Annotated in this window: 21 protein-coding genes and 1 other RNA gene; 7 read left to right on the forward strand and 15 right to left on the reverse strand. The window is 58.1% G+C overall.

Annotation, left to right across the window (positions count from 1 at the left end):
- Positions 1-116: 116 nt before the first annotated feature.
- Positions 117-1745, reverse strand: coding sequence for an ABC-F family ATP-binding cassette domain-containing protein (locus tag IEN85_RS24165; RefSeq protein ID WP_191619686.1), 1629 nt, complete (start codon positions 1743-1745; stop codon positions 117-119).
- 110 nt (positions 1746-1855) lie between these two features.
- Positions 1856-2962: a fatty acid desaturase gene (locus IEN85_RS24170; protein ID WP_224772917.1), complete on the reverse strand. Its 1107-nt coding sequence runs from the start codon at positions 2960-2962 to the stop codon at positions 1856-1858.
- A 190-nt stretch (positions 2963-3152) separates the two neighbouring features.
- On the opposite strand from IEN85_RS24170, the gene IEN85_RS24175 reads away from it, so the two are divergent.
- Together IEN85_RS24175 and recD2 are read left to right on the forward strand one after the other, a co-directional pair.
- The gene (locus tag IEN85_RS24175; RefSeq protein WP_191619687.1) at positions 3153-3815 is read left to right on the forward strand and encodes an HAD family hydrolase; all 663 of its coding nucleotides are present in this window, start codon (positions 3153-3155) and stop codon (positions 3813-3815) included.
- Positions 3816-3905: 90 nt separating this feature from the next.
- A complete protein-coding gene (gene recD2, locus IEN85_RS24180) occupies positions 3906-6089 on the forward strand; it encodes an SF1B family DNA helicase RecD2 (protein WP_191619688.1) in 2184 nt (727 codons plus the stop codon).
- Positions 6090-6122: 33 nt separating this feature from the next.
- On the opposite strand, the gene IEN85_RS24185 is transcribed toward recD2, so the two are convergent.
- Together IEN85_RS24185 and IEN85_RS24190 are read right to left on the reverse strand one after the other, a co-directional pair.
- Complete coding sequence (locus tag IEN85_RS24185; RefSeq protein ID WP_191619689.1) at positions 6123-7391, reverse strand: beta-ketoacyl-[acyl-carrier-protein] synthase family protein; 1269 nt, start codon at positions 7389-7391, stop codon at positions 6123-6125.
- Between the two features lie 53 nt (positions 7392-7444).
- Entirely contained in the window at positions 7445-8323 is an 879-nt protein-coding gene (locus IEN85_RS24190; RefSeq protein WP_191619690.1) for a phosphopantetheine-binding protein, read from the reverse strand.
- Positions 8324-8537: 214 nt separating this feature from the next.
- On the opposite strand from IEN85_RS24190, the gene IEN85_RS24195 reads away from it, so the two are divergent.
- Entirely contained in the window at positions 8538-9725 is a 1188-nt protein-coding gene (locus IEN85_RS24195) for a glycosyltransferase family 4 protein (protein WP_191619691.1), read from the forward strand.
- 66 nt (positions 9726-9791) lie between these two features.
- Positions 9792-10226, forward strand: coding sequence for an acyl-CoA thioesterase (locus IEN85_RS24200; RefSeq protein ID WP_224772919.1), 435 nt, complete (start codon positions 9792-9794; stop codon positions 10224-10226).
- A gap of 36 nt (positions 10227-10262) precedes the next feature.
- Here IEN85_RS24200 and queG read toward each other — a convergent pair whose 3' ends face one another.
- Positions 10263-11495, reverse strand: coding sequence for a tRNA epoxyqueuosine(34) reductase QueG (queG, locus tag IEN85_RS24205; RefSeq protein WP_191619692.1), 1233 nt, complete (start codon positions 11493-11495; stop codon positions 10263-10265).
- Complete coding sequence (locus IEN85_RS24210; protein WP_224772921.1) at positions 11492-12025, reverse strand: shikimate kinase; 534 nt, start codon at positions 12023-12025, stop codon at positions 11492-11494. The genes queG and IEN85_RS24210 overlap by 4 nt, the downstream gene beginning before the upstream one ends.
- A gap of 128 nt (positions 12026-12153) precedes the next feature.
- On the opposite strand from IEN85_RS24210, the gene mnmM reads away from it, so the two are divergent.
- Entirely contained in the window at positions 12154-13743 is a 1590-nt protein-coding gene (mnmM, locus tag IEN85_RS24595; protein WP_224772932.1) for a tRNA 5-(aminomethyl)-2-thiouridylate-methyltransferase MnmM, read from the forward strand.
- Positions 13744-13764: 21 nt separating this feature from the next.
- Here mnmM and IEN85_RS24225 read toward each other — a convergent pair whose 3' ends face one another.
- From IEN85_RS24225 to IEN85_RS24265, 9 genes are all read right to left on the reverse strand, one after another.
- Positions 13765-14241, reverse strand: a complete 477-nt coding sequence (locus IEN85_RS24225) for a cupin domain-containing protein (RefSeq protein ID WP_191619696.1) — start codon at positions 14239-14241, stop codon at positions 13765-13767.
- 3 nt (positions 14242-14244) lie between these two features.
- Complete coding sequence (locus tag IEN85_RS24230) at positions 14245-16437, reverse strand: DNA polymerase domain-containing protein (RefSeq protein WP_191619697.1); 2193 nt, start codon at positions 16435-16437, stop codon at positions 14245-14247.
- A 258-nt stretch (positions 16438-16695) separates the two neighbouring features.
- Positions 16696-17595 carry an aldo/keto reductase gene (locus IEN85_RS24235; protein ID WP_191619698.1) on the reverse strand — a complete coding sequence of 300 codons (900 nt, stop codon included), beginning with the start codon at positions 17593-17595 and terminating at the stop codon, positions 16696-16698.
- Positions 17596-17727: 132 nt separating this feature from the next.
- Positions 17728-18066, reverse strand: a complete 339-nt coding sequence (locus IEN85_RS24240; RefSeq protein WP_191619699.1) for a hypothetical protein — start codon at positions 18064-18066, stop codon at positions 17728-17730.
- Between the two features lie 69 nt (positions 18067-18135).
- Positions 18136-18318, reverse strand: a non-coding RNA gene (ssrS, locus tag IEN85_RS24245) — 6S RNA.
- 56 nt (positions 18319-18374) lie between these two features.
- Positions 18375-18869: a hypothetical protein gene (locus tag IEN85_RS24250; protein ID WP_191619700.1), complete on the reverse strand. Its 495-nt coding sequence runs from the start codon at positions 18867-18869 to the stop codon at positions 18375-18377.
- 3 nt (positions 18870-18872) lie between these two features.
- On the reverse strand, positions 18873-19388 hold the full coding sequence (locus tag IEN85_RS24255; RefSeq protein WP_191619701.1) for a hypothetical protein: 516 nt from the start codon (positions 19386-19388) through the stop codon (positions 18873-18875).
- The gene (locus tag IEN85_RS24260; RefSeq protein ID WP_191619702.1) at positions 19375-19683 is read right to left on the reverse strand and encodes an ATP-dependent Clp protease adaptor ClpS; all 309 of its coding nucleotides are present in this window, start codon (positions 19681-19683) and stop codon (positions 19375-19377) included. The genes IEN85_RS24255 and IEN85_RS24260 overlap by 14 nt, the downstream gene beginning before the upstream one ends.
- An 18-nt stretch (positions 19684-19701) precedes the next feature.
- A complete protein-coding gene (locus IEN85_RS24265; RefSeq protein ID WP_191619703.1) occupies positions 19702-21465 on the reverse strand; it encodes a proline--tRNA ligase in 1764 nt (587 codons plus the stop codon).
- 158 nt (positions 21466-21623) lie between these two features.
- Between IEN85_RS24265 and IEN85_RS24270 the strand changes: the two genes are divergently transcribed.
- Together IEN85_RS24270 and argA are read left to right on the forward strand one after the other, a co-directional pair.
- Entirely contained in the window at positions 21624-22349 is a 726-nt protein-coding gene (locus IEN85_RS24270; RefSeq protein WP_191619704.1) for a hypothetical protein, read from the forward strand.
- A 56-nt stretch (positions 22350-22405) separates the two neighbouring features.
- Positions 22406-23743 (forward strand): amino-acid N-acetyltransferase, encoded by a 1338-nt coding sequence (gene argA / locus IEN85_RS24275; RefSeq protein WP_224772922.1) that lies wholly within the window; start codon positions 22406-22408, stop codon positions 23741-23743.
- Positions 23744-23781 lie beyond the last annotated feature (38 nt).

Genomic DNA, 23781 nt, shown 5'->3' on the forward strand with positions numbered 1-23781 from the left:
AATCCTTCTATTTGTTGAGCGGCAGACAAAGAAAAGCCCCTCTCGCGACAAGGCGCGGAGAGGAGCTGTAAAATGTCGGGAGCTGGCTAAAATCCAGCCTCGCCGTGGCTCAGACCTTAGCGTTTGCCAGCCGATTCCTCTTCGATACGGGCGATGTACTCGCTCACGTTACAGGTCAGCAGACGGGTGCCGTCCTTCCGGACCTCCAAGACCTTGTTGACCAAGGGATCGAGGAAGTCGCGGTCGTGGCTCACCAGGATGATCGTGCCGTCGAACTCCTTGATCGCGTCCTGCAGCGTTTCCTTGCTCCGAATGTCCAAGTGGTTGGTCGGTTCGTCGAGGATGATGGTGTTAGCCCGCTTCATCAGGATCTTGGCGAGGGCGAGTCGATTGCGTTCCCCACCGGAGAGAACCGTCGTGGACTTGAAGACGTCGTCCTTACGGAAAAGCAAGGCACCCAGCACGCCACGCGGATTCGCGTCTTCGTGCCCAGCTTCCGCCGCTGCCGCTTCCACTTCCTCCAATACCGTCTTTTCCGGGTCCAGCTCCTCCGCCTGCTGCTGGGCAAAGTAGGCAAGCACTGTGTTCATGCCCACTACGCGCTCGCCCGACTGGAAAGGCTCGATCCCGGCCAAAACGCGAGCCAGGGTGGACTTACCCGCGCCGTTGACACCGACCACCGCGATGCGGTCGCCCTTGTCGATGTGGAAGTTGAAGTTGTTGAAAACCTCCAGATCGCCGTAGGACTTCGACATATTGACCAGCTCGATCACCTTCTGGCTGCTGGGCGGGGGCTCGGGAAAACGGAAAAACATTTTCTTTTCCGTCTTCGGCAACTCGATGATGTCGATCTTGTCGAGAGCCTTGATGCGGCTCTGCACCATCGACGCTTTCTTCACGTTGGAACGGAAGCGGTTGATGAAGTCCTTCTGGCGCTGGATCTCCTTCTCCTGGTTGGCCTTCTGCTTCCGCAGCGCGTCGAGGCGAGCCTGCGACTCCTTCGCGTAGAAGCTGTAGTTTCCCTTGTAGGAAGTGATATTCCCCAAGCTCAGGTGCAGGGTGCGATTCGTCACCGCGTCGAGAAACGCGCGATCGTGCGAAATCACCATGATCGAGCCCTCGTAGCGCTTCAGGTAGTCCTCGAACCAGTTCTGGGCAATGATGTCCAAGTGGTTGGTCGGCTCGTCGAGCAGTAGCAAAGAGGGTTGACGCAAAAGCAGCTTGGCCAGGGCGATACGCATCTGCCAGCCACCGGAAAACTCTCCGGTATCGCGATCCATGTCCTCGATGGCAAAACCGAGGCCTAGCAACACGCGCTCGATCTTGGACTTCATCTTCTCCGGCTCGTACTCCTCGAGCTTCTGTTCCCAGCCGCCGATCATGTCGATCATGTCGTAGTACTCTTCCGAGCTGGTATCCATCTCAGCGAGCTTCTCGTCCGCATCGTCGATCTTCGCCTGCAGCTCGAGCGCGTCGTCGAACGCGGTTTCCACTTCCTTGTACAAAGAGCGACCGCGCACCTCGATGCCGTCCTGGGGCAAGTAACCGAGGGTCACCCAATCCGGCTTCTCGAATTCGCCACGGTCGATCTCAACCTCGTCGAGCATCAGCTTGAGCAGCGTCGACTTGCCAGCCCCGTTGGAACCCACGAGACCGATGCGGTCGCGCACGCCGATCGTGAGCGAAACGTCGCCGAAAATTACTTTCTCGCCGTAGCGAAGGTGGAGATTCTTGAGTCCGATCATGGTTCTTAAAAAGCGCTGCACCCTAGCAAGGGCGGAAAAAAAAACAACGGCTCATTCAGAAAAATCGAATGAGCCGCCGAGCGGTGAAAATCTGTTGGTTGGCAGAGCTGCTAGTGGGCGTGGCCGAGCTCGTAGCGGGCCGAGGTAAACTCGGTGAGCTTGATCCAGGACTTCCACATGGCCTGGAGCTCCTTCTTCTGTTGCTTGATCTCGATTTCCAGCAACTTGCGGCGCTCTTCCGTGGCGCTCTTCAGCTCGCGGGCCTTGACCATCAAGGAAGCCGCCTTCTCCTCGAAACTCTCCGAGAGGTGCTCCAGCCTGTTGTGCAACTCCTTGGAGGTCTCGTCGATTTCGTGGCGGATACGCTCTAGCAACAGGCTCTTGTCCTTCTTCACCAGCATCTGGCGCAGCTTCACGTCGCTGACCCAACGCAAGTCGGAAACGAGCCCGAGCTTCGACGAAGTCCAGATCAACCACTTGGTCGGATCGAAATGGTACCAGCGAACGCCGTTGCGGTAGTCGTTCGCCATGGTGTGGTGGTAGTTATGGTAACCCTCGCCAAAAGTGAAGAGCGCCAAGACCGCGTTATCGACAGCAGTCAATTCCTTGGCGTAGGTGCGAGCGCCCCAGACGTGGCAAAGGCTGTTGATGAACCAAGTACAATGGTGGATCGCAAAAAGGCGCATGAAGAAACCGGCGAAAAGCGCCGCGATCGGGTGCATGAAGAAGCAGCCGATGCCCACTACCGCCACATTCACCGCGATCGTCACCAGAGCGTAGTGATTGTGCTGGAACATGACCCGCGGGTTCTTGAGCAGGTCCTTGACGATGCGCTTGTCGATCGGCTCGTTGTAGCTGAACATCCACCAGATGTGGGCGTACCAGAAGCCCTTTTTGATGCTGTACGGATCCTTGTCAGTATCCACATGGCTGTGATGGATGCGGTGATCGTGCGACCACTGCAGAGCGGAAGACTCGATCGCCAAGCTCGAGGAGAGCAAGCACGCCCACTCGTAAGCTGGCTTCGCCTTGTAGGTGTTGTGCGAAAACAGACGATGGTAACCCGCCGTGATCGAAAAGACCGAAATCGCCCAAGTTACGCCGAACAGGACCAGCGACGCCCAGCTGAAAACTGAAATGTAGACAGGCAGCAAGGCGACCAGCAGCACGTGGTAGCCAACGATGAAAGAGAAAATTCCCCAGTTATTGATGCGCATAGATGAATAGACTAAACTCCGAAATAGGGCGCGGAATGACCTCATTGGCCAGCCCTCTTTCCCTTTAAGACATATTTTTAATAAACGACATTAGGCAAAGCCTCCCTCAATCCAACGGCGGGAAAAATTAGGCGCAAAAGCGAATTGCCATAAATCCCCTAGGGCGCCACCCACTTCCACTAGTAACGAAATGGAAGTAACACCTAGCAAGATTCGCGGCATCCTTATCGATCTGGACGGCACCTTCGTCGACCACATCCAAACCATCACGCGCTGTTTCCAGTACGCCTGCAGGGAACTCGGATTCCAGGAGCCGACCGCTGAAAAAGTGAAGCGAAGCATCGGGGGTTCGATGCCCGTGACCATCCAAAAGTTCCTTCCTCCTGAACAAGTAGAAGCAGGAAAAGAAATCTGGCGGCGACGCTTCGAGGAAATCCACCTGCAAGGCGTCATCGTTTTGCACGGAGCCGACGAACTGCTCGACCATTGCAACTCCTCCGGAATCAAAGCCGCCATCTTCACCAACAAAACCGGAAGGCACTCCCGCGCCATCATCGAAAACGAAGGCTACACCGAACGTTTCGAATTCGTGCTCGGCGCCGAGGACACCCCCTACCGCAAGCCCCAACCCGAATACTCCGCTGCCGCGATCGAAAAAATCGGCATCCCCGGAGAGCAACTCGCCATGGTCGGCGACTCCCCCTTCGACATCGAAGCGGCTCGAGCTGGAGGAATGGCCGCCATCTGCGTAACCACCGGATCCCACAACCGCGAAGAGCTCCTCAACGCCGGAGCCGACAAAGTCTTCGACTCTCTCGCCGAAGTCTCCCACTGGCTCGCCTTCGGCAACTAGCATTTGTAGGAAGGCGCCGTCACGCGATTTCGTCCGACTCGAGCAATCGCAGTTGCGCACCGCGCCCCAATCCGCACCCTAGCTTCCACCTTGCCAGCCCCCGCCAACACAGAATCCCTATCCGGCGTCCTCGAGCGCATCATCTTCTTCAACGAAGAAAACAACTACACCATCGCCGAGCTCCGCCCCAGCGACGGAACGGAGAAAGTCACCATCACCGGACAGCTCGGCGGGGTACAATGCGGTGAAACCCTTCGCATCCAGGGCAGCTGGACCAAGCACCCCACCCACGGCCCGCAGTTCAAGCTCTCCTCCTTCAAGTCCGAACTGCCCGCATCCATTTACGGGATACGCAAGTACCTAGGCAGCGGACTCGTCAAAGGCGTCTCCAAAGGCCTCGCCGAACGCATCGTCGACCGCTTCGGCGACGACACCCTGCGCATCATCTCCGAAGAGTCGGCCAAGCTTCAGGAAGTCAGCGGCATCGGCAAGCAACGCGCCCGCTCCATCAAGGAGGCCTGGGACGAGCAAGTCGTGCAGCGCGAACTCTTCATCTTCGGCCAAACATACGGCCTCACGCCCGCCCTCTGCCTGCGCATGTACAAGCAGTTCGGCCCGGAAGCCACCCAAGTGCTGCGCAACGAACCCTACCGCGCCGCCCGCGAAGTCCAAGGCGTCGGCTTCAAGACCGCCGACAAGATCGCCATCAACACCGGCATCCCCAACGACAGCCCCCAACGCATCGACGCCGGCATCGAGTTCGTCCTGCAAGAACTGCAAGACGACGGCCACACCGCCTTCCCGCAAGAAGACCTCGGCGTCCTCGCCTCCGAAAAGCTGGAAGCCGACCTCTCCATCGTGCAAGCCGGCATCGACCGCCTGCTCGCCTCCAAAGCCCTCCGCGCCACCGAAGCGACTAGCGGGCACGCGTATCTGCAGCTCCCCTACAACTTCTTCGCCGAGGAGAAGATCGCCCTCGCCATCAAGCGGCTAAAGGACACCGAAAGCGCCCTGCCGCCCATCAAGCGCGACATCGCCGTCGACTGGGCCGAAGAAAAGGCAGGCTTCCAATTCGGCGACTCTCAAAAAGACGCCATCAAAGGCTCACTCGCCCACAAAGTCTTCATCCTCACCGGCGGCCCCGGCACTGGTAAGACCACCATCCTCCGAGCCGTCGTCTCCATCCTCAAAGCCAAGAAAGCCAAGATCCTCCTCGCCGCCCCTACCGGCCGCGCCGCCCAACGCCTCGCCGAATCCACCGGAGCCTACGCCCAGACCATTCACCGACTCCTCAAGTTCGATCCCTCCGAAGGCGGATTCGTGATGAACGAAAACAAGCCTCTCTCCGCCGACGTCGTCATCGTAGACGAAGCCTCCATGCTCGACGCCCGCCTCGCCGCCGCCCTGTTCTCCGCAATTCCCTCCCGAGCGCACCTCATACTCGTGGGCGACGTCGACCAGCTCCCATCCGTAGGAGCCGGCAACGTACTCAAAGACCTCATCGCGTCGCGAAAAATCCGATACGTCACCCTCGACGTCGTTTTCCGCCAAAAGAAGTTCAGTTCCATCGTCCACTACGCCCACGCCATCAACCGCGGCGAAGTGTCCCTCCCCACCGCCCTCGAAGACGTCCGCCAGCTCGACCCCCAGAAAGACTTCCAGTTCGTGGCCGCCAGCGACCAAGCTGACGCCGCCCAAAAAGTTGCCCAAGTATTCGATTCCTTCATACGCGGCGAGCTCTGCCTCGACCCCATCGCCGACGCCCAAACCCTCGCCCCCATGCACAAAGGTCTCGCGGGCGTCGGAAACCTAAACGCCACCTTGCAAGAGACCCTCAACAAGCGACGCGAAGCCATGCCTTTCGGGCAGCTCAAGTTCAAAGTCGGCGACAAGGTTATCCAGACTCGCAACAACTACGACAAGAACGTATTCAACGGCGACATCGGCATCGTCACCGCCATCGACGGCTCCAACGGCCTGCTCGACGTCGACTTCGACGGCACCGAAGCCACCTACGACCGATCCGAGATGATCGACCTGCAGCTCGCCTACGCTGTCAGCATCCACAAGTCTCAAGGCAGCGAATACCCCGTAGTGGTCATACCACTACTCAAAGCCCACTTCATGATGCTGCAGCGCAACCTCATCTACACCGCCGTCACCCGCGGAAAGAAGAAGATCGTCATCGTCGGAGAAACAGCCGCCTACGCCATGGCCGTCCGCAACTCCGACGCCAAATCCCGCTGCACCCTCCTGCAAGAATTCCTAAAGTAGCGTCCGTAGGAGCGAGCTTGCTCGCGATTCAACCTATACCTGCTTGAACACCAGCGACACATTCGCCCCGCCAAAGCCGGAACTGTTGCTCAAAGCGATCTTGGGAGCTTCACTCAAAGTCTCTCGAATCACGTTCACTCCCTCGAACTCTGGATCCAGATCCCGAATGTGCGCCGATCCCGGCGTAAAGCCTTCCTTCATGCTCAAGGAAACGATCGACGCCTCCAAGGCGCTGGCCAAAGAGAGCCCATGCCCCGTCAAGGCCTTGGTGCTCGATACCTTGGGAACATGGCCCTGCTTCGCGAACACTTCTCGAATGGCGCGGCCCTCGCTCAAGTCACCGACCAATGTGGAGGTCGCGTGCGCGTTGATGTATTCCACCTCCCCCGCATCCAACGAGGCAGAACGCAGCGCTCGCTGCATCGCCGCAACCAATCCCACGCCTTCCGGATGGGACATAGCCACGTTGTGCCCGTCGCTAGCCTGCCCCCAGCCGAGAAGTTCCGCATAAGGCCTCGCGCCCCTGCGAAGCACCTCCTCTTCGCTCTCCAGAATCAGCACAGCCCCACCGCCCGTACTCACAAAGCCATTACGAGACTTGTCGAAGGGACAGGAGGCACGTTGCGGGTCGCCCTCGAGCGAAAGCGCTCGCATGCCCGCAAACGGCAAGAGCGATTCGTCATTCAAGTCCTCGCCAGCAGCGACGAACATCCGTTTCTGGCGCCCCAAGGCGATATCATCATAGGCAAAGCCGATGGCATGTCCCGAGGAGGCGCAAGCGGAAGAAAACCCGCAGGAATTGCCGCGAATCTTGAATTGAGCCACCAGGTTGAAGCTTAGGGTGCCCGCGATCGAAGCCACGATGCCCGTCGGAGGACAACGCATCGGCCCCATTTGATGGAGACGGGTCGTATTCTGGTGGATCAGCCGCGTCGACCCTCCAGAGGAGGTGTACATGCCTGTATCCAAATTTGAGATATCCGGCTCCTCCAGCCCTGCACTTTCGATCGCCTGCGACATTGCCACGTGCACATAGGGGCCATGCGGCGGAAGCGAACGCATGACGTCTCTCCGGATCCGGTACGGCGCCGGCAAGGTCCAATCCTCGAAATCGGGCGAGCTTACATCGAAGCCTTTGACCGTGCCCGCTAGCTTCACGTCCGACGGAATCTTAGCATTCTGCGGGGCGAAAGGCTCAAAGCCGTGCTTGAGAGCTCGCAGGCTACCGACCACTGCTGGCGCATCGTTGCCGATGCTGCTCACGATTCCGATTCCGGTTACAAATACTCGCTGAAGTCCCATGAAGCCTGCTTCGTTGAAAACGAACACACGACGCCCAACAGGACAAGTCGAGCTTACTCTTTCGCTCCGCTCGCCGAGGCCCCCTCAGCTGGAGCGACGATCAAGGAAATCTCTTCCGCGGAGGCGGCCTTTTCGCCGGCAACCGTAATCTTGCCGGAATAGACGACCAAGGGATCGCGGCGGCGCTTCAGCTCAACGCTTAGCTCCAGCGTGTCACCCGGCCGGCAAACGCGACTGCATCGCACCCCGTCCGCTCCCGTGAAATAAATCGAACTTCCGGCGCCCTCCGAGGCCGAATCGTCAGTGGTCAAGAAGTGGAAAACTCCGAGCTGCCCCAGCGCTTCAAGCATGATCGAAGCTGGGAACACGGGGTCACCCTTGAAGTGGCCTTTGAGGAAGCCTTCCTTGCCCGAAATCGTGTAGGCCCCCTTTGCCTTCGCTCCATCAATCTCAGCTGACTGCAAAAACAAGAAGGGCTCCTGCTGCGGCATCACTGCAGCGATCTGCTCGATAGGAAAGGACTTGGCTTGGGCCACCACTTCCACTCCCGAAAGCTTGGCCGCGATGAATGTCTTCAGGTCGCCCACCGTGCGCAGGTCCCAAAGCTCCTCGTTCTTGATGCTCACCCCCAGCGACTCCTCTACCATCATGATCGCCTCAAACATCGTGAGCGAGTCCATGCCAAGGTCTTCCATGAACCTCACCGAATCGTCGCCGCTCTTCAGCGTGTCGACTACCTCCGGCTCCAAGAAGCGCTCTACGATTCCCAACACCACCGTCGGCACCAGAGAGATGTCCCCGCTCTGGCGAAACGCAAGTGCGGCAGTGATGGTCTCCGGAGAGCAACGCTTCAGGGTCTCCTTGAGGAGCTCGTCTGCGCTGGGGTCGGAAGGACTCTGATTCTGGTTCGTGCTGGTTGCCTCGTTTGACATGAGAAGCGTGTAAAAAAGGACGGCCGCCTAGCCTTGTAAACAGCAAAAGATGGACCAGTCCCCGCAACCTATAGAGCACTCTTTGAACAAGAATGAAAGCCCTTAAGCGGTCACCCCTCGATAGCCCCCGCTTTTTGAGTTGATTCGCTTCCCCAGTTTGCCTGCAATCGCCGCAGCATCCAACCGCCCGCCCTCGCGCCGGCACGCTCAAGACATGGAAATCGCCGCCAGCGCCCCGATTCTGATACTCACCCACGAGTTCGCCCCCACCAAAGGCGGGATCGCTACCTTCACCGAAGAAATGGCGCGGGCCGCAGTCAAACTCGGGCGCTTCGTCGAAGTGTGGGCTCCCAAAGCCAATCGAATCGACGACGACGAATTTCCGTTCTCCATCAGGCGACTCGAACTCAAAGGCAGCCAAGACCTGAGCTGCCAAGCTCGCCTCGCCATGCAAATGATTCGCGAACGGCGGCGCCTACGCAACGCCATCGTCTACCTCTGCGAGCCCGGACCCGTGCTCGCCATGTGCTACCTGCAATTCTTCAAAACCTTCAAGCCAGGCAAGCTCATCCTCACCTTCCACGGTTCCGAGATCCAAACCTTCGCCGCAAACCCGGGTAAACGCATGGCCGTAAACGCCCTCATCAAACGAGCCGACCGCATCAGCACCCCCTCCGAATTCACCCACGGCCTGCTCAAGCGAAACTTCCCCGAAGCCAAGCGAAAGACCTTCCTAACCCCCTGCGCCCTGCGCTCCGACTTCGCCGAAATCGAAAACCGCCAAAATCGCAGCTCCAAAAAAGTCCATATCCTCACCGTCGGACGCCTCCACCCCCGAAAAGGCCAAACCTTCATCCTCAACGCCCTCTCCCAGCTTCCTCGCCAGCTTCGCCGCCAAGTTACGTTCTGGGTCGTCGGAACCGGCAAGAAGCACGGCTACGAAAGCGAACTCCGCGAACTCGCCGCCAAGATGGACTTCGGCGTCACCTTCTTCGGCGACGTGTCCAACGAGGAACTGGAAGACCTCTACGCTCGTGCCGACATCTTTTCCATGACCAGCGTCAACTTCCGCAAGAGCGTGGAAGGCTTCGGCTTGGTCTACCTCGAAGCTGCCGCCCACGGACTCCCCATCGTCGCCCACCGGATCGGAGGCGTCGCCGAGGCCGTTTCCCACGGCGAGAACGGCATCCTCGTCGAGCCGGGCAACCAAGCCGAGCTCACCGAGGCCTTCGCCCAGCTCATCCAAAATCGCGAGCTCCGCCAAAAAATGGGCCGCAACGGCAAGAAATGGGCCCGCCGCAACACCTGGCTCCAATCTGCCGACCTGCTCTTCAACCGCTGGGACATCACTATCGATCCCACCCTCGAGGAGGCCGAAGAGGCCATCGAACTCTGCTCGTAGAGGAGTTGGACAAAGTGCGGGAGCGTGCTCTTGACTGGGCGTAGTTCGATTTGAGAACGAAGACTGTTGTCACGCGATTCAATCCAGCATTCCATTCCAAGCATGATCGAAAGCGTCACCACGATCCAAGTACGCTACGCGGAAACCGACATGATGGGCATCGTCTATCACGCCAACTACCTGCCATGGATGGAAATCGGGCGCACCGAGCTGCTGCGCGAAAACGGACTTCCCTACAAAGAAATCGAGGCCCGCGGTCTCATGCTCCCAGTGCTCGACGTCAGCGTGCAATACAAACGCCCCGCCAAGTACGACGACACGATCACCATCCACACCCGCATCGCCGAAAAGCCCTTCCTCAAGATCAAGATCGCCTACGAGCTCACGCGCGGCGACGAGCTCATCGCCACCGGCAGCACCACCCACGCTTTCATGACCCCCGACGGACGCCCCACCAAACCGCCCGCCTTCTTCCGCGAAGCCCTCGAAAGCAAACTCTAGAAGAGGGGCGGGTTCCACCCCGTCCGCGCTGCAGGATCAACCGGTAGCGTCCACTGTCCCGGCGGACGAATACTCAGCCAGCACGGACTCGTCCGTTTCCCTAGCCCGAGCCCCAGCCAGCAAACCCTCAGCTTCGTCACCACAAAGCTGATACACCGCCCAAACTGCGTGCCCGCGCACCAGCGGTTCCTCGTCCTGGCTCGCCATCGCAAGCAGCTCCCGCTTCACCTCGCTCAAGAACAAGTCCCGCTCCCTCTCGCTCGTGCCCTTCGGCCACCAATCCTCGCAGCGCAACAAATTGCCCGCCGCCACACAGGCGTTGCGACGCAATCCCCGCCGCTTCGTGCGCTTTTGCGGCATCTTGCGAAACAGCTCCTGATAGGTTTCCACGTCTAAGCGCAGCAGATCCAGCAAGCCCAGTTCCGTGGGAGCGTAGCGAGCCTCCAGCAACTGCAAGCGACCCGCTTCCGCGAAACGGTTCCACGGACAAGCGTCCAAGCAAATGTCGCACCCATAAACGCGGCCCCCAAACTTCGCCCTGAGCTCCACTGGAATGCTTCCGCTATTTTCGATGGTCTGATACGAAATGCACTTCCGCGTATCCAAAATCCCAGGCTCAACAATTGCATCCGTCGGACACGCATCCATGCAGCGAGTACACTTTCCACAAAGCAACCCAAGGTGGCTCGGCCGCTCCGCGGGCGAACTCGCACCCACACCCTTCTTCAGCGGTTCATCCGCCTCGATCTCCAAGGGCAAAAACACCGTCGCCAAGAGCAGCCAGTTTCCATGCTCCTTGGAAATCAGCATCCCATTCTTACCTTGCCAGCCCATACCCGCAGCAGCCGCCCAACCGCGCTCCATCACCGGGCCCGTGTCCGTGTAGTAGCGGTAATCTCTCGGACCCAAGCCAAAGCGGCTTTCCAGGATGCTTCCGAGCGCCTTCAAGCCGCTCAAAACTGTGTCGTGATAATCTCGATACAAGGAATACTTGGCAAAGCCAGTCTGCGACCGCGCCACCGTATGCGCAGGCGGCAAATAGTTCAACCCCAGCATAATCACCGAGCAAGCGCCGTCCAAGACCAAGCTCGGATCCAGTCGCTTCTCGATCGAACGAGCCAACCACTCCATGTCAGCATGGTAGCCCGCCTTTATCCATTCCTTAAGACGCGTGTTGGAGATCGGACTCAAGTCCGTGAATCGAACCGCATCGAATCCCAACTCCTCGATCGCCCCCCGCAAGTCTTCCTTTTCAGAGCCCCGTATCATCGCGCCATCTGGGACACTTCCAAACGATAAGAGCGACACACGTGAGCGACGACCTCATTGACAGTGCGGCCTTCCGTCAAAATGCAGCAATGAGCTTGTTGGTAGATCGGGTCACGCACCGCCAACAGCTTTTCGATCTCTGCCAGAGGATTCTCTACCTGCAGCAAGGGCCGGTTCGAATTGTGACGCGTTCGCTCGTAAATGCCCTTCGCCGTCGCGATCAACGAAAAGACAAGCCCCCTCGACTTCAACAGATCCATCATGCCTGGCTGCACCGCCAATCCACCTCCGCAAGATACCAAGTTGCCCTCGTCGGAGTGCCCCGACTCAACGAAGGCCTTTTCCATCGCGCGAAAAGCAGCCTCCCCGTCGGACGCAAAAATCTCCGAAATCGACTTCCCTTGTTGCTCCTCTATCGCGTGGTCGCTATCGACAAAATTCAGCCCCATATGCTGAGCCACTTGACGACCCACCGTACTCTTTCCAGTCCCCATGAATCCCACGAGGTAAAGGTTTGGCTTCTTTTTCATCTTCATAAGGCAGCCTTGCACCCAAAAGCCACGCCCGCTCATAGTCTACCCAAATTTACCAACCCGTAACTCCCATTTCCAAGCCACTCACAGCAATCATCTTCGGCGGAGGCCTCGCCGGAACCATCCTGGCCGAGCGCTTTACGACCGCCGGACTACGGATCCTCCTCGTCGACGACCCCAGCAAATCCCGCTGCTCCAGAGTCGCAGCCGGTCTGATCAACCCAATCGGCGGCAAACGCCTAAAGCTCGTCTGGCAGGCCGACTCCCTCATCCCTCACGCCCGCGCCTACTACGACGAGCTCACCTCCAAGCTCGGACAAAAGCTCTTCCATCCACGTCCCATCCATCGCTACTTCGCCAACGAGCAAGAAGCCCAGCTCTGGCGAAAGCGAAAGGAGGATCCAGCGCACCAGCAGTGGGTCGGCTTCTCCGCAGACGACCACTTCACCATCCCCGACTCCGGCTATCTCGACACCAACGCCCTGCTCGACCTCATCCACGCCCAACTCGAGTCCCACCGCCAGTTTCTGTCCTCAACGTTTAACTACGACGAAATCGCACTCACCGAAACCGGCATAGCATTCCGCGACTACAAAGCCGACTACGCCATATTCGCCGAAGGACACCTCGCCACAAGCAACCCCCACTTCTCCTTCATCCCCTACAAACCCGCAAAAGGCATCATCGCCTCCATAAAACCTGCAGGAGCGAGCTTGCCACTGGATCAACACATACTCCTCAAGGGCAAGTTCATCATCCCGCGACACGACGGAACCGTTCAAGTCGGAGCGACCTACAACTGGAACGACCCCACCGACATCCCCGACGCAGCAGGCATCCAGGAACTCGCAGCCTTCCTCGACCAAGAACTCGGCTCCGGAACCTGGGAGTTCGAGCAAATCCGAGCCGGCGTCCGACCTGCCACCGCCGGAGCCTACCCCGTGGTCGGCCCCCATCCCAAACACCCCCAACTCATCGCCTTCAACGGCTTCGGCAGCAAAGGCTCACTGCAAATCCCCTACTTCGCCGAGGCCCTCATCGCCTTCCTTGAGGTAGCGACCGCCGTCCCAGCAGACAAAGAACAAGCCTCGCTCCACACCGAAGTCCTTCCCTCCCGCTTCATCAAAAAGGCAGCCAGCAAACCCAAACGCTGGATCGCCACCAACGTTGTGAAAAGCGAAATACTCGGCGCCCTCTCCAAAGGCGATCTCGCTATTGACGCTACTGCCGGCAACGGACACGACACCCAATGGCTCGCCGAGGCCGTCGGACCTGCTGGACACGTATTCGCCTACGACATACAAGAGCAGGCATTGGCGATCACTCGCGAACGTCTGGAAAAGCACCAGCTCCTTTCCCAAGCGACCCTCCTGCAAAACGGACACGAGACGCTGCTCGAAACGATTCCTCAGCAGCACCATGGCCAAATAACCGCCATCGTCTTCAACCTCGGGTTCCTTCCTGGCGGAGTCCCCACACTCATCACAAAATCCGACACGACCATACGCGCCCTAAAGGCCAGCCTAACGCTCCTCAAGCCCGGCGGCACTCTCGCTGTCACCCTCTACCCCACCCATACCGGAGCCCAAGAGGAGGTCGACCTCGTCCTATCCTGGTTTCATAACCTACCCGAAAACCAGTTCGAAACGCACATCGAACCGCACCCCCAAAACAACCTTAGCTCCCCCTACCCGATATTTATCAAGAGGAGGTAGAATCCGCTGCCCCTGCGGACATCAACGCGTCAACCTCCGAATTTCATCCCCATAATTCGGATACGCTTCCAGCAATTCCTCTCGCTGCCCGATCTCAAAACCATCCCACTCGAAGCCAGGGGTGACCACGCAACTCATCAACGTCCAGCCGCGTTCTCCATCCCCTATTGGAACCCCACCGAACCATTCGCCTGGCTCAAAGACTAAATGCGGCGATTCGCCCCTGTCCAAATCACGCCCCAGCGTTTCCCAACGCCCCTCGCCTTCTCGTCCAATACGAAAGACCTCGAAAGCATCCCCATCCAAAAAGAAAAACTGCTCCACCGCATCCAGCCGATGCAAGGCTGAGAACTCTTCTCGGGTAAACAAAGCGTAGATCGTGGTGCTCACCGCTCGTCCATCCGCCCCCGCTTTTCCCGTATGGATCCGCCGAAACCAACCGCCCTCGCGATCCAGCCGCTGCAAGCCCAATCGATCAACCACCGACTCAACAGTCATCTTTCAAAACAATTCCCCCTGATCCGGATTCTCCAACAACGCCGGGCAAAAAGGAGCATAGCGCTTCCGCCAATCATTGAGTTTTTTGACATAATAACTCGGATCATAGGGTCGCTCATCCTTATCGTACCCGTCGATCGGATACGCTCGCTGCCAGTCAGCGGACTGCCCGCTTTGCTTCGGCAGAATAAAATACGAAACGCGATCTCCCATGCCCACCGCCTTCTCCATCTTCAGGGCGACTTCGAGTGACGCGCGTCGCGGTTTCCCGCCTGCTTCAATCTTCTTCTGATACGCTTCCGGATTCTGGCTCAGCACCTCCGACTTCGCAATTTCATCCACCGGCATATCCTGAGCCTGTATCCGCTTTTCCACTTCTAGAGCTAGCCGAGCCGGGTCCTCCCGGACTGCCCCCAGCAAACTGTAAATGAGTTTCCAGGTCAGGTCCTTTAAAAATGGCTCAATCCCACGAGAGCGCAGGGCCGAGCCGCGAATGGTCACCTTCTCCCCATCGTAGAGAGCGTAGTTCTTCGCCTTGTAGCAAAACATCGACTGATACTTGCCATCGTATTCCAGCTCTATTCCTTCCGGCAAAATTTCTTGGGCATTCGCAAGCAGCTGCGGCTCCAAATCAAAGAATTTGCCCGCGCACACATAAATACCATCGGTATCAGCTTCCAAAGGCTCGCACCCCTCCCGCTTGAAGAACTCGATCAAGGACTGCAAAATCTCGCGGCCTTTTGCCGTAACCTCCGCTGCCAAAGCAGCATCACCAAAACGAGCGCCCGAGAACCCGAGGTAGCCATAGAATGAATTAATCAAAATCTTAAAGCTGCTTTGCCTGGCATCGTATTCACCCGCCAATGACGCGTCTTCCGTCTCGCGAGCCAGTTTCTTGTACTTCAAGCGATACTCCCGCAATCGCTTCAGCATGGGAATGAAAACCTGCAAGTGATCCCGTTTCGGGTTGCGACCGATCAAGAGCAACAAGCTTGGATACAGAGACGCCACGTCGAAGTGCAACACCTTCTCGAAGACCCCTTCCTTAAAGCTGGCCGTATACCCTCCTTCAAACGAGCTTACCTCACCGGGCACCGGACAAGCCGCCCGAGCGTGATAGTACTCCTCCTGAAAAACGAGATCTACCTTACTCGCGGAACCCCGTAGGCAAGCTTCCTGCAAAGTCGTTGGAAAAGCTTTGGCCTGCTCGAAGTAGGTCGGCAAAAGACGATTCGCTACCCCTTCCGTCTCCCGCAAGTCATCCCTCAGGTAATCCAGAAACGTTTCCCGATCCTCATCGAACATGCGCTGAATCTGGGACCCTTCGATGTAAGTGCGCTCGTCTCCATCCTGTGAAGTCACACCAAAGAACTTCGCCACATCCTTCAATCCATAGGACATCAACTCTCGCGTTGTGATATCGAAGATCTGTACCAGCAAGTAGGTATCCACCACGGCTCGTCCCGGAATATCGCAGCGCGTGTAGTCGATCATACGTTCCGCCACCCGAATGCGAGTGTTGCGAAAACTCGCTTCCTGACCATAGCGACCCCACTGCACCGCCAGCTTGAATCGCTTGGCACGCCGCCTCAAGTAGTCCAAGTCGAACTTGAATACATTGTGTCCTTCGATCACGTCCGGATCCAAATCCTGGATACGCTCATTCAACTGCTTCAACAAGGCCCGCTCCGCCGCATCGCTGCGTTCTTCCAAGACAAGCGTTTCTGAAGTTTCACCGCAGCGAAGCCCAATGGCCAACACGCGGTCACCTTTGCGGCTCGGGCTACTAAAGCCACCGTCCACCTCGCATGCCGTCTCGATATCTAGCTGCAAACGGCGCAGGTCCGAAAACTTCATCCCATCAAAAAGACGCAAACGACGCTCCATCAGAAACTGGCTTTCCAGCAAACGTATCCAATCGATGGAACCGCTCCGCCCGTGTTCCTTCAAGAAGTCGCGATAGCGTTCCAGCGAATCGAAACGCAACAAGTGGTCGTATTCGCCATCGCCCGACAAGCGCTCAGCTACGACTCCAGTCAACTCTCTCCATGCTTTCTCCTCGCGGCCCCAGACAAAGGGCACAAACGGCATGGTCTCGTCGCGCCGTTCTCCAGCCTCATTGGCCCAAGTCACATGAGCCAAGCCTTCCGGGCTTATCCATACGCCGCAAAGAGATTCTGTAAAAGAGCCGGTCATGCCAAAACGTAGCGCGAGGCGTCAGCCCGCGTCCACGCAAATTAGCCATGCAAGCGCAGCTCCCACTACATCGTCTCTGGACAACACCGCCAATCCGTGGCGAGGCATTCAGCCGTCCCTCTTAAGCTTTGATTCTGGAGGGACCGGTTCCACCCGGACCGTGTTGCAGGAGCACCCCTTCACGACGGCCAACGAAAGCTGCGCACTGCCGTGTTGGTCATAATGAAGCTCCGCGGTCGTAGCAGCGAAGTCACCCGGCTAGCTCGCCGGATACTTAGCCATCAAGCGGATGTTGTCGTCGATTTCCTCCGGCGATCTCGCACCGATCGTCATGGCATCGAGGTACCCCAAATTCTGAGCGAACTTCATGCATTCGTCCCGCTTGTCGACCAGTCCGCCGGCGCCAAAAATCTTCATCCCGATCACGTTCGCGCCGCGCTCCCTGAAGCGGCGTTGCACCGGAATCACCTCCTCCGGAGAGCCGTCCATGTGCTTTCCGTAAGGATTGATACGCGTCAGGGCGACCTCCACCCATTCCGTTTCCGACGCGCGCTGGAGAGCTTGCAAGGTATGGCAAGACATGCCGAGAGCCCGGATCATCCCGCGTTCCTTGTATTCCTGCAGCACCTCGAGATAGCCGGCCATATCCTCGTCCCACTCGGCTGAAGTGACGTTGTGCATCAGCAAAATGTCGATCACGTCTACATTCAGCTCCTGGCGAAAACGTTCCACCGCCGTCCGCGCCGAACGACGCTGCTCGTCGAGGCTCAGCTTTTTGGGGTTCGGATCGTTGTAGCGCCACCAAAGCTTCGTCAGAATAGTCACCTCCTCTCGGGGGATGAAACGAAGCGCCTCGCGAAAGTAGTAGTGGGTTCCGTACAAGTCCGCCAAGTCGAACAAGCGGATACCGCGATCGTAGCCATGCCTCAGCAAGTTGACGAAGCCTTCGAAGCCTTGTCGCGTCTGGTCGGACTGACGATCCCAGCCGTTGAAGCCAGTGCCCTGAGCCAGCCGGGTCGTTACGATCCCCGACCTCTCGAAGGTCACCTTCGGCACCTCCGGCAGAGAGCCGATCGGCTTGGAATAAGCAACGGAACCAATCATGGGAGCAGTCAAGGCAGCTCCCGCTACGCGACCGAGGAAATCTCTACGCTTCATACTTCAGGCGGGGTTGGGGTTTACGAAGGAAGGCGAGATTGGCGTAAGCCTCGCCTCAGCTCAACAGCAAACGAAAAAGGCCTCGAAGCGAATCCGCTTCGAGGCCAAAAAAATGGAGAACAAGGACAGCTGCTAGAACGGCTTGAAGTAGACCATGTAGAGAGCCAGCCCGGAGGCGACGATCAAACCTGAGAGCACGAAGCCCTTCGGCTTCTTGTAGGCCATGCCGGCAAGGGCCATCAGAAAGAGCCAAGCCACCAGCTTGACGATAATCCAGCCAGCGGTGTAGCTGTAGCCGAGCTTGGCAATCAAGCCAAAGGCGCCCACGAGAGCGACGAGTCCAACGATACCGTTGATTGCCATCATCTTCGCTTTCTTGTGCTTCTGCGGATTCGCCGCGATGTAGAAGATCGAGCCGCTGAGCATCAGAATCGAAAAGACGTGGATAAGGGAATAGATTCTCGGGTCCATAAAGCACGATCTCTACCAAGCCTTTACGCAAAAGAGCAATCTATGAATTGCGCTTCGTAAAAAAAGAACGCGTACCCCACCATTGTGCCGTATGCCGAAGGGGCTCATAGTCCTGTTTATATACAGGTGGGCGCCCGTCGGACAGCCTCTGCTTTCCGGTTTACGGCTTAGCATCAACCACCCTTCGTGACTCCCGTAAAAGTAAAGTAGGCGATGAGCGTTTTATCAGCACCTCGAACACCGCAGGGTACGCGAAGACCTCAGATACTTCGCGCCAGCCCCAACGGGTCAATCCCAATGCGAAACGCCTAGAAGTTTTGCCGCTTTTTTGACGGATGCTTGCGCAGTAGCCCTCTGGCCAACCACCCGCTCATCAGCAAGTTACCCAACAAGAAGCCCAAGACCTGATGCTCGCCGAAGATTTCACCTAGGCGATAGCCTCCCACAAACGCAATCCCCGCGCTGATCGCGAGCGCCTGCCAGTCGCTGAACAACTTCGGCTTGGAGATGGCGAAGAAGAAAAGGTTCGCCAGCAACACCAGGGCCCCCGCAACCAAGGAGGCGACGGCAAACTTGGCCGCGTTGTCCGGCGCGTTTCTGGAGAGGGCCAAGAGGTCCATCCCCGCAAATAGCAGCTGGTTGAAAATCAGGAAGCCCCAGGCCAAGGCCACTCCCAGCTGCCAGGTCGCAGGCAGGTCCGTCTCTCCTCGAGGCAGACGGCGAGCCAAGTCGCAGCCGGAAGAGCAACAGTCGTGGTTTCGGGCAGCTGTCTCGCCGCAATGGATACAAGTATAACTGCTCATCGTCTACCTTTCATCTTCCAAATCCTCGCCATCGCCCCAATCCAGTTCATCGCTGTTCTCGGACTCTTCCCCAGGCGATGCCATTTGCGAAATGATCAGTTCCTGCAAACTCGCGAAAAGCGCATACGCCGCGTATCCAATCTGCAATTCGTCGGTCCACTCCAGGCCCTCGAGGTTCCCTTCTTCCAATTGCGAGTCGCTGATCGGTTCCAGCATCGTCTCGCGCAGCTTGAGCCGAATCGCGGAACAAGCTCGGATGACCCTGTCCATCTCGTCCGCTGCGATCAAGGTGCGTCCGCTCAGCATGAACTCGTCATCGAAAAGATTCGCGATCACCCGCAACTCCTCGCGCTGGGAGTCGAGCAAGTCTTTCTTCCAAAAATCCTCCAGCAGCTCGTCCTCGTCGGGAAATTCCGCTGGCGTCGCCAGCTCCTCCTGCAGCTCGTCGAGCACCGGCTGGATCGTCTTGAGTAAGGACTCGACCAAAGCCGGGTCTAGCCTGATCTCAATCTGTCTCATCACGTTCCAATATCGCGTTGAGATGCCACTCCTGCAACTGGTACACGTAGCCTTCCGCCTTTTCTCGGTTTCCCTTCCAAACAAGGGAACGTCCCTTCTGATGGACCTCCATCATGTGCTCCTCCGCCTTGCTGCGCGACATGCGCAACACGCGTTCGAGCACCATGGTGACGTAAGACATGAGATTAACGGGATCGTTCAGGACGATCACTCCCCAAACATCCGATAGAGCCGTTTCGTCCTTGGTGCTCGGTTCCGCCGCCGGGGAATCTACGCTGGTTACAGGTGCTACCATCAACTAATCTCTGCCAAACTATTGGGACTTCGCCTCGATTCCTTCCACCAACACGCGCTCCGCGTCCGCGATGGCAACCTTCATGACATCTTCCTGGTCGCGCCACTTCATTTCGACTTCGCCGTTCTTCAAACCACGACCGCCGATAGTGACGCGAAGCGGGATGCCGATCAAATCCGCATCCTTGAACTTAACGCCGGGACGCTCTTCGCGATCATCCACCAATACGCTCGCGCCCGCCGCTTCCGCTGCTCGGCCGAGCTGCAGGGCCAACGTATCCGCTTCATCCATACCGGGGTCGAGCACGGTGATGATCACTTGGTAAGGAGCCACCGACCACGGCCAAACGATACCGTTCTTGTCATGCTTTTGCTCGATGATCGACTGCAACGTTCGGGAGATGCCGATACCGTAGCAGCCCATGACCGCGGGCTGGCGATTTCCGTCCTTGTCGACGTAGAGGGCGCCGTACTCCTCGTTGTCGCTATACTTGGTTCCTAGCTTGAAAATATGGCCCACCTCGATGGCCCGCTGGATCTCCAAAGGCTTGCCGGATACAGGACATGGTTCGCCTACCTGCACCTTGCGGAAGTCGCCGAACTTATCGATGTCCAAGTCGCGGGACACGTTGACGTTCCGGAGGTGCATCGCCTTCTCGTTGGCCCCTGTCACCCCGTTGCCGACCAAGCGAATCGCGTTGTCCGCATACACGCCGTCAAGCTTCTCCCGGTTTTTGATGGTTCCCTTCACCACTCCCAAGCTACCGGGATAAGCGCCCATCGCTTCGAAGATTTCGTCAACCGTTGCCGGGCGAATCAAGGCATAGCCGAGGGCTCCTAGCTTCGCCTCTTCGACTTGGTCGCAACCACGCACCACGACCGCGAACAGCTTGTCGTCGCCCACGAAAAGCAAGGTTTTGTACTGCTGCTCGGCTGGGATCCCGAACTCCTGGGCCAGCTTCTCGATCGTCTTAACGCCCGGCGTATCGAACTTCTCGATTTCACCCACCGGAGCGGCTTCCTCAAGATCAGCTGGCACGATGCCGCTAGTCGCCTTTTCCACATTGGCCGCGTAGCCGCTTTCGAGGTTGTAGACCACATCGTCGTCGCCGACTTCCGCCGGCACCATGAACTCGTGCGAAAAAGCTCCGCCCATCACGCCCGTGTCCGCCTCGACCGAGATAAACTTCAGCCCACAGCGGGCAAAAAACTTTTCGTAGGCCGCAGCCATGCGCTTGTAAGTCTCAGTCGCCTCTTCGTCCGTCGCGTCGAAGCTGTAGCCGTCCTTCATGATGAACTCGCGAGCGCGCATCAGGCCGTAGCGCGGACGAATCTCGTTACGGAACTTGGTCTGCACTTGGTAGAAGGTCTTTCCCATGTCTCGGTAGCTCGTCGCCTCGCCGCCGATGAGCGGCGTTACGATCTCCTCGTGCGTCGGCCCCAACACGAAGGCCGGTTCCTCGGGAAACTCCGCCTTCTCGCCAGCGCTCGCCACCTGGTACATGATCTCGCGAGCGGCATTCCAACGCGGTCCCGCCTTCCAGTACTCTGCAGGAACCACCGCCGGCATTAGCAACTCCATGGCGCCCGCGCGGTTCATTTCCTCGCAGCAAAGTCGCTTCACGTTCTCCAAGGCCTTGGCCCCCAAGGGCAAGAAGGCGTAGATACCGCTGCCGATCTTGCGCACGAGACCCGCTCGAAGGAGGAGCTTGTGCGAATCGATTTCCGCTTCGGCGGGGCTTTCCTTGAGGGTTGGAATGTAATGCTTGCTCCAGTAGTCCATGGTGATTGAGGGCCCAAAAAATGCGCCGCCTCTCCTCTCATACAATCCTTAAATAATGAGGGAAGCGGCCTTGTGCCGCGATTCCCCTCCACCAAGTGCCGCCCGCTCCTCATTTCGAGCTTTAACTCCGTCCCGTTTCGCGCTCCCTAGGCAAGCTCATGAGCACACCCGAGAAGCCCGAACCGAAGAACCAGCTGCCCAGCGGCATCGCCGATCGCAAGCCCTGGCCCATGTGGCCGATCGCCTTGGCCATCGTCGCCTTCATCGGGGTGTACACTTGGATCAACCTCGAGTACCGCAAGGAAGGCAAAGCCTTCGAGCCCTTCCAGGCCATGATGGACCGCAAAAACGCCATCGTGGAGAAAAACTTCTACGAGTGGTACAGCATCAAAACGGACCGCGCCCCCTCAGCGGTCACCATCGATTCGCCCGCCAGCTCCACCTCACGCGCCTACGAAGACGCCCTCGACCTCGTCATCCCCGAGCAACTCAAGTACTACATGGCCGGCAAACCCGTGCTCATCCCGGGATTCATCAAGACCGAATGCCCTGACACCCTCACTCCCGGCGAGCCTCTCCCGATTCGCATTCAGGTGCCCGCCCCGCTCGCCCAGCACGAACTCCTCCACTTGCTCAGCTTCTACAAGGAAGGCGAGCTCTTCATCCTCGCCACCCTCTACGCCGAAAAAATGGAGGATGTCGACCAAAGCCTACTGGTCGGAGAACCTGCTCCCGCCACCTTCCTCATCCCAACCGAGCCGATGGCCGCAGAGACCATCAAGGTCAGCTTCATCAACGAAGACCGCCTCGCCCAGTGGGAGATACAGAACCTCGATCCCAGCAAGGCGGTAGTAGAGGTGGAAAAGAGCGAGCCCCCGCAATAAGCGCTCGGCCGGCGGGCCTCTTCCCAATCTCCGCTTGCTTCCACCCCCGCATTCACTTGAATCCGATCACTTTACGAGCCATGGACGCAAGCGAGAGCGAACAGACCATCAAGCCGACCGACCTGCGCGGCATCCTGAACTACGTACCCAGATTTCTGGGACAAACCTTCGTAGTCGCCCTCGACGGATCCATCATCGAGAGCGATAACTTGCCCAACCTGCTGCTCGACATCGCAGTCCTGCGCAGCCTGCAGATCAACGTCGTTATCGTTCACGGCATCGGCAAGCAGCTGACAGACCTGTCTTCCGCGCGTTCGATCACCCCAAGCAACACCGACGGCAGCGGCGCCACGGACGGGCCCACCCTCGACCTCGCCATTCGCGCCTCCTCCCGAGTTTCCCACCAAATCCTGGAGGCCCTGACCAAGGCCAAGCTGAAATGCGCCATCACCAATTCCATCAAAGCCAAGCCGATGGGCATCCTCAAAGGCGTCGACTTGCTCAACACCGGCAAGACAGACCAAATCGACGCGGACTTCCTGCGGCATCTCATTTCCAAAAGCATCATTCCCATTATCCAACCCATCGGATTTGACCGCAACGGGCACACCCTGCGCATCAACTCCGACGCCCTCGCCGTCGACACCGCTATCGCGCTGGGCGCCACCAAGATTCTGTTCCTGTCCGAGGAAAACGGATTCGTAAAGAACGGTCGACTCACCCAGCAGATTCCCGTCGCTGAGCTCGAAGAGTTCATCGCCGCGCCCGAATTCGAATCCCTTTCCCCCGCTCTGAAGAGCAAATCCCTGCAAGCCCTGCGGGGCGTGAAGGCCGAAATTTCCCGTATCCATATCCTCGACGGACGTATCCACGACGGTCTTATCCGCGAAGTTTTCTCCAACGAAGGCGTCGGTACCCTCATCTACGGGAACGAGTACCAGCAGATTCGCCGCGCCACCCGGGACGAGGTCCCACTCGTTTACCACCTCACTCGTAGCGGCGTGGCTCGCGAGGAACTGATGGAACGCTCCATGGCTTCCATCGAAGAGAAAATCCAAAACTACTACGTCTACGAGGTCGACGGAAACATCATGGCCTGCGTGCTGCTCGACCGCTTTCCGGAGGACTCCGAACTCAGAGAGGTCAGCTCCCTGTTCGTGCACCCCTTCTACCAGCGCCAAGGCATCGGGAGAAAGCTCGTGCGATTCGCCTGCCAATTGGCCGAACAAGAAGGAGCTCGACGCGTCATCGCTCTCTCCACCCAAACGCAGAACTTCTTCACCAGCCTGCTCGGCTTCGAAGAAACCAGTCCCGACGCGCTGCCTCCCTCGCGGCGCGCCAGCTACGACGCCAACAAACGCAAGTCTAAGGTCCTGCTAAAAAGCTTCGCCTGACACTCAAAGGCGGGACGGCCAAGGGCGTTAGCACGAAG

The sequence above is a fragment of the Pelagicoccus enzymogenes genome, from assembly GCF_014803405.1.
Lineage (GTDB): Bacteria > Verrucomicrobiota > Verrucomicrobiia > Opitutales > Opitutaceae > Pelagicoccus > Pelagicoccus enzymogenes.

Bases quoted from the DNA above. Each gene is read 5' to 3' on its own strand.
- IEN85_RS24270 (WP_191619704.1), top strand. From the start codon at position 21,624: ATGAGCACACCCGAGAAGCCCGAACCGAAGAACCAGCTGCCCAGCGGC.
- IEN85_RS24240 (WP_191619699.1), bottom strand. From the start codon at position 18,066: ATGGACCCGAGAATCTATTCCCTTATCCACGTCTTTTCGATTCTGATG.
- IEN85_RS24235 (WP_191619698.1), bottom strand. From the start codon at position 17,595: ATGAAGCGTAGAGATTTCCTCGGTCGCGTAGCGGGAGCTGCCTTGACT.
- IEN85_RS24255 (WP_191619701.1), bottom strand. From the start codon at position 19,388: ATGAGACAGATTGAGATCAGGCTAGACCCGGCTTTGGTCGAGTCCTTA.
- IEN85_RS24165 (WP_191619686.1), bottom strand. From the start codon at position 1,745: ATGATCGGACTCAAGAATCTCCACCTTCGCTACGGCGAGAAAGTAATT.
- IEN85_RS24210 (WP_224772921.1), bottom strand. From the start codon at position 12,025: ATGAAAAAGAAGCCAAACCTTTACCTCGTGGGATTCATGGGGACTGGA.
- IEN85_RS24175 (WP_191619687.1), top strand. From the start codon at position 3,153: ATGGAAGTAACACCTAGCAAGATTCGCGGCATCCTTATCGATCTGGAC.
- IEN85_RS24260 (WP_191619702.1), bottom strand. From the start codon at position 19,683: ATGGTAGCACCTGTAACCAGCGTAGATTCCCCGGCGGCGGAACCGAGC.
- IEN85_RS24170 (WP_224772917.1), bottom strand. From the start codon at position 2,962: ATGCGCATCAATAACTGGGGAATTTTCTCTTTCATCGTTGGCTACCAC.
- queG (WP_191619692.1), bottom strand. From the start codon at position 11,495: ATGATACGGGGCTCTGAAAAGGAAGACTTGCGGGGGGCGATCGAGGAG.
- IEN85_RS24230 (WP_191619697.1), bottom strand. From the start codon at position 16,437: ATGACCGGCTCTTTTACAGAATCTCTTTGCGGCGTATGGATAAGCCCG.
- IEN85_RS24195 (WP_191619691.1), top strand. From the start codon at position 8,538: ATGGAAATCGCCGCCAGCGCCCCGATTCTGATACTCACCCACGAGTTC.
- IEN85_RS24225 (WP_191619696.1), bottom strand. From the start codon at position 14,241: ATGACTGTTGAGTCGGTGGTTGATCGATTGGGCTTGCAGCGGCTGGAT.
- IEN85_RS24250 (WP_191619700.1), bottom strand. From the start codon at position 18,869: ATGAGCAGTTATACTTGTATCCATTGCGGCGAGACAGCTGCCCGAAAC.
- IEN85_RS24185 (WP_191619689.1), bottom strand. From the start codon at position 7,391: ATGGGACTTCAGCGAGTATTTGTAACCGGAATCGGAATCGTGAGCAGC.
- IEN85_RS24265 (WP_191619703.1), bottom strand. From the start codon at position 21,465: ATGGACTACTGGAGCAAGCATTACATTCCAACCCTCAAGGAAAGCCCC.
- IEN85_RS24190 (WP_191619690.1), bottom strand. From the start codon at position 8,323: ATGTCAAACGAGGCAACCAGCACGAACCAGAATCAGAGTCCTTCCGAC.